General features: G+C 62.7%; 7 protein-coding genes. 2 read left to right on the plus strand and 5 right to left on the minus strand.

Features of this window, described 5'->3' with window-relative positions; genetic code table 11:
* Positions 1–401: M20/M25/M40 family metallo-hydrolase (locus tag EOA22_RS24025; RefSeq protein ID WP_127390262.1), on the minus strand; the 401-nt coding region annotated here is incomplete at its 3' end.
* A 127-nt stretch (positions 402–528) separates the two neighbouring features.
* Here EOA22_RS24025 and EOA22_RS24030 point away from each other — a divergent pair.
* A complete protein-coding gene (locus EOA22_RS24030; RefSeq protein ID WP_063169725.1) occupies positions 529–1,569 on the plus strand; it encodes a 2-dehydropantoate 2-reductase in 1,041 nt (346 codons plus the stop codon).
* On the opposite strand, the gene EOA22_RS24035 is transcribed toward EOA22_RS24030, so the two are convergent.
* The 4 genes from EOA22_RS24035 to dapD form a co-directional block, all read right to left on the minus strand.
* A complete protein-coding gene (locus EOA22_RS24035) occupies positions 1,472–2,245 on the minus strand; it encodes a hypothetical protein (RefSeq protein ID WP_063169724.1) in 774 nt (257 codons plus the stop codon). The two genes, EOA22_RS24030 and EOA22_RS24035, sit on opposite strands and share 98 nt — an antisense overlap.
* 13 nt (positions 2,246–2,258) lie before the next feature.
* Positions 2,259–2,636, minus strand: coding sequence for a DUF805 domain-containing protein (locus tag EOA22_RS24040; protein WP_024502086.1), 378 nt, complete (start codon positions 2,634–2,636; stop codon positions 2,259–2,261).
* Positions 2,629–2,991, minus strand: a complete 363-nt coding sequence (locus EOA22_RS24045) for a DUF805 domain-containing protein (RefSeq protein ID WP_013528479.1) — start codon at positions 2,989–2,991, stop codon at positions 2,629–2,631. Before EOA22_RS24045 ends, EOA22_RS24040 begins: the two co-directional genes overlap by 8 nt.
* 72 nt (positions 2,992–3,063) lie before the next feature.
* The gene (gene dapD / locus EOA22_RS24050; protein WP_013528480.1) at positions 3,064–3,918 is read right to left on the minus strand and encodes a 2,3,4,5-tetrahydropyridine-2,6-dicarboxylate N-succinyltransferase; all 855 of its coding nucleotides are present in this window, start codon (positions 3,916–3,918) and stop codon (positions 3,064–3,066) included.
* 142 nt (positions 3,919–4,060) lie between these two features.
* Between dapD and EOA22_RS24055 the strand changes: the two genes are divergently transcribed.
* Complete coding sequence (locus tag EOA22_RS24055) at positions 4,061–4,906, plus strand: LOG family protein (RefSeq protein ID WP_013528481.1); 846 nt, start codon at positions 4,061–4,063, stop codon at positions 4,904–4,906.
* Positions 4,907–5,045 lie beyond the last annotated feature (139 nt).

Genomic DNA, 5,045 nt, shown 5'->3' on the forward strand with positions numbered 1-5,045 from the left:
GAGACCGAGCCTTTCGGACCGCCATTGGCCTCGACATGGCGCGCCACGGCGGCGATGAAACAGGCGATGCCGCCCTTCATGTCGACGGCGCCGCGGCCATACATCTCGCCATTGGCGATCTCGGCGGCGAAGGGCGGATGCGTCCAGGCGGCTTCGTCGCCGACCGGCACCACGTCGGTGTGGCCGGCGAACATCAGATGCGGGCCATTGCCGGAACGCCTTGCATAGAGGTTTTCGATATCGGGCGTGCCGTCTTCGGAAAACACCGGCCGATCGACCAGGAAGCCGAGCGGTTTGAGCATCGTCTCCAGCGCGGTCAGCGCACCGCCCTCAGCGGGCGTCACCGAAGCGCAACGGATAAGGGCGGCGAGGTTTTCGGCAGGATCGGTCGGCAGCGTCATGGCAAAAGCGATAGTCGAAAGCGCAGGGCCTGTCACGGCCAGACATAGGGGCCAGCCTCATGGCTGGCGATACCGCCGATATTATGGTTTTCATGTCGTATAGTTGCGACCCGGCGCGGGCGACAGGATGGCAGACAAGGACAAACGGATCGTCATAGCCGGTGCCGGCAGCATCGGCTGCTATGCCGGCGGCTGCCTGGCGCTGGCCAGCCGAAAGGTCATTCTGCTGGCCCGGCCGCGCATTGAGGCAGCGTTGCGGCAGGGTGGATTGCGGGTCAGCGACCTCCAGGGCCGCGATCGCTCGATCAAGCCGGAGGCGCTTGCCGTCACCACCGATCCGGCCGCCACCCTGCCGCAGGCAGACGTGATCCTGGTCACGGTCAAGAGCGGCGCCACTCAGGACATGGCGGATCTTATCAAAGCTCATGCCCGGCCCGACGCCGTGGTGATCAGCCTGCAGAACGGTGTCGACAATGCCGACAGGCTGCGTGCCGGACTTGGCCGGCGAACGGTGCTGGCCGGCATGGTGCCGTTCAATGTGGTGCAGTCGCCGGACGGCGAGCTGCCGCTGCGCGTGCACCGCGCCAGCGACGGCAAGGTGATGGTCGAGGATGGCGATGCCGGCCTGGTCGGCCTGCTTGGCGTCGAAGGGTTTGCGGTTGAAGCGCATGGCGACATGAAGGCGGTGCTGTGGGGCAAGCTGCTGATGAATCTGAACAACGCGCTGGTGGCGCTTTCCGGCCTGCCGCTGGCAACCGAACTGGCCGACCGACGCTGGCGGCTGATCCTGGCTGGCCAGATCGACGAGGCGCTGACGGCGCTGAAAGCGTCCGGCATCGAGCCGGCGCGGATCGCCGGCCTGCGGCCGGCGCTGCTGCCGAAAGTGCTCAGGCTGCCGGACTGGCTGTTCAAGCTCTTGGCGCGGCGCATGCTGGCGATCGACCCGCAGGCGCGCTCGTCGATGTGGGACGATCTTCAGCGCGGCCGGCCGACGGAGATCGACGACTTGCAAGGTGCCATCTTGCGGCTGGCGGGGAAGGCCGGCACGCCCGTGCCGACGGTTCAGCGGATCATCGCCTTGGTGCGCGCGGCGGAAGCGGAGCGGCTTGGCTCGCCGGGCCTGGCGCCGGAGCAGATTGTTGCACCGGCCGGCCGTCGATCAACGTGATCTTCTGCCAGATTTTCCGCGACAGGTTGGACGCCAGGTTCTCGATGTCGTTGACGCCGTCGATGACCACGTCGTCATTGACCGACTGCGCGAACAATGCGGCGATCTTGCCGGTGATCGACAGCATTTCGGAGCAATAGTCGAGGTAACGCGCCAGGTCGGCGGCATTGGTGATGCGGGCGGGCGAATGCGACGTTGGCTTGAAATCGGCCGACAGCGCCGCCGGATCCTTGGTCAGCTGGTGCATGTCGATGACGTGGATCAGCGAGCGCAGGCCATGCAGCTGGCGAAAGACCTGCTTGCGCTTGATGCGCTCCTCGGAGCGGATCAAGGCGAGAAATCCGACAATGGCGAGGATGAACATGTTGAGCGAAGCTTCGATGCCTTGCACAGACTGGACGGCATCACCCGGTTTGGAAATGCGGTCGAATGGCAATACGGTTCCGACGAAGATGAACATCAGTGCGCCGGCAACGACAGCGGCGACGATGAGGCCGCGCAGCCACCAGATCGGCGCTTCCAGGGCCTTGGCGCCCTGTGCCAGGTCGCGCGACAGCGAGACCAGTTCGGCGGCAACGCCGCGCAGGCCGGCATCGGGGAAACGCTCCGCAACGCGCGTCTCCAGCCGTTCTGCGGTCTCGATGATCAGTTTCGGATCAAGCGTACGGTAGCGCATGTCCGATCGAACCTCAGGGTTGTGCTGGCTCGTTGGTGCGCCGGCCGTAGCGGTTGGGTCCAGGCTGCCCCGGAAACAGGCACAACACAAGGAAGGCCACGATCGAGACCACCGGCACGAACAGGATCAGCGCCGCAATGCCCGGCTTGTCCAAATCGTGCAGCCGCTTGACCGCCAGGGCAATGTTCGACCACAGCGAGGCGATGAAGGCGACGAAGAAGATGAACGACCACATGTTGCTCTCGGCCGAACCTTCCGGCACCAGCGTGAAGCGGTAGAGCGGGAAGGCCTGGATGATAGCGACGAGCAACCCGCCAAGAAAATAGGCCGCGCGACTGACGCGGCCCGAGGTTTTGAAGAAAAGCCAGGTGAGATCTGATCTGTCAGGCAAGCGGGTCCGGTCCATATTGATTGGCGCCCCTGGCGCCTTCGAGAATGCCGCATTCCACCAGAAACCAGATCGGGCCGATCAATGGCACCAGCATGATCAGGCTCCACCAGCCCGACTTGCCGCGATCATGCCAGCGCTTGGCGTAGACTGCGAGTGCGAAATAGATCGAGGCCAGAGCGATGAGAATGCCGATGATGCCGATCTGGGCGCCACTGGCCGTGGTGATGCGTGTACCGAGGATCGCATCGAGAATAAAGGCAACGATGCCAATGACGATGAAAACGCCAATCGCGGCCCAGAACTTGCCACGGTTGATGCGACCGTCAAAACTTGTGAGCAGATACTTCCAGTCCATGTCACCCCTCCATGATGAACCCGCGCGACCGATTGTCGCGCCGGCGGAAGGTGCGCCCGCTTTGCGCAAAGATCAATCGCGCAGCAATTCGTTGATCGAGGTCTTGGACCTGGTTTTGGCGTCGACGCGCTTGACGATGACGGCGCAGTAGAGGCTCGGACCCGGCTCGCCGTTCGGAAAGGGCTTGCCCGGCATCGCTCCGGCGACGACGACGGAATTCGGCGGCACTTCGCCATAGAAAATCTCGCCGGTAGCGCGGTCGACGATCTTGGTCGACTGGCCGATGAAGACGCCCATGCCGAGCACCGAGCCTTCGCGCACGATGCAGCCCTCGACCACTTCCGAGCGCGCGCCGATGAAGCAATTGTCCTCGATGATGGTCGGACCTGCCTGCATCGGCTCCAGCACGCCGCCGATGCCGACGCCGCCGGAAAGATGCACGTTCTTGCCGATCTGGGCACAGGAGCCTACCCCGACCCAGGTGTCGATCATGGTGCCTGTATCGACATAGGCGCCGACATTGACGAAGGACGGCATCAGCACGGCGCCCGGCGCGATATAGGCCGAGCGACGCACGATCGACCCCGGCACGGCGCGAAAGCCCTCCTTTTCGAAATCGACAGCGCCCCAGCCATCGAACTTCGACGGCACCTTGTCCCACCACGTCGCTTCGCCGGGACCACCCTTGATGATCTCCATCGGGTTGAGCCGGAAGGACAAAAGCACGGCCTTCTTCAGCCACTGGTTGACATGCCACTTGCCGTCGGCCTGCCGCTCGGCGACGCGGACGGCGCCGCGGTCGAGCAGGTCAAGCGCCGACTGGATGGCATCGCGCGTTTCGCCGCGCGTCGCAGTCGAAATCGCATCGCGTTCCTCGAAGGCCTTCTCGATGGTCTTTTCGAGGCTCGCCAGATCGGGCTTCGACATGAATTCGCTCCATTACCAAGCTGTTAAGGGACTGAGCCTTAACCTGTTTTGAAAGTCGCGCGGACCCTATGTTAAGGCTTAATGGGGGTCAATCGCGTGTGCGTCACGGGACGGCGCAGTTAAGGGAATTGGACGGGTAGTTATGACTCCTATGGAAAAGGCGGGGTGGACGCCGCTGCCGCATTCGGACGAGGATCTGGAGCGGTCGAAGAGCGTGCCTGACACGCCGCAGACGCGTGCCGAAACCTACCGGCTCGCCTGGAACGATCCCGACTTCATGACGCGGCGCGAGTTGCGCGCGGTCAGGCTGCAACTCGAACTCCTGAAACCGGAAATGATCCTAGCCGAACGCGGCATCCGCTCGACGGTGATCCTGTTCGGCGGTGCGCGCCTGCCGGAACCCGGCGGCGAGGCCTGGGCGGCCAAGAACGAGACGCAGAAGAAGAACCTCGAAGAGAACAGCAAATACTACGAGGAAGCGCGCAAATTCGCCCGCCTCTGCTCGCAGCAATCGGCTACCTCCTATTACCGCGAATATGTCGTGGTGACCGGCGGCGGGCCTGGCGTGATGGAAGCGGGAAACCGCGGCGCCGACGATGTCGGCGCGCCGTCGATAGGCCTCAACATCGTCTTGCCGCACGAGCAGGCGCCGAACATCTATGTGACGCCGGAGCTCTGTTTCAACTTCCATTATTTCGCTATCCGCAAGATGCATTTCGTCATGCGCGCCAAGGCGGTCGCGGTGTTTCCGGGCGGCTTCGGCACGATGGACGAATTCTTCGAGACGCTGACCCTGATCCAGACAGGGCGCATGGAGCGCGTGCCGGTGATCCTGTTCGGCAAATCCTTCTGGAAGCGGGCGATCGATCTCGATTTCCTCGCCGAGCAGGGCACGATCAGCCCCGGCGATCAGGACATCATCGACTTCGTCGACACCGCGGATGAGGCGTGGGGGATTATCAGCCGGTTCTATAAGTTAGGAGAGTAGGGCTGGGGATCGGGGAATTGAAGAATTGAAGAATTGAAGAATTGAAGAATTGAAGAATTGAAGAATTGAAGAATTGAAGAATTGAAGAATTGAAGAATTGAAGAATGAAGGGATTGTGGCTATGCGTTCGGATCAATCC

Source organism: Mesorhizobium sp. M7A.F.Ca.US.014.04.1.1, from assembly GCF_003998745.1.
GTDB classification, from domain to species: domain Bacteria; phylum Pseudomonadota; class Alphaproteobacteria; order Rhizobiales; family Rhizobiaceae; genus Mesorhizobium; species Mesorhizobium ciceri.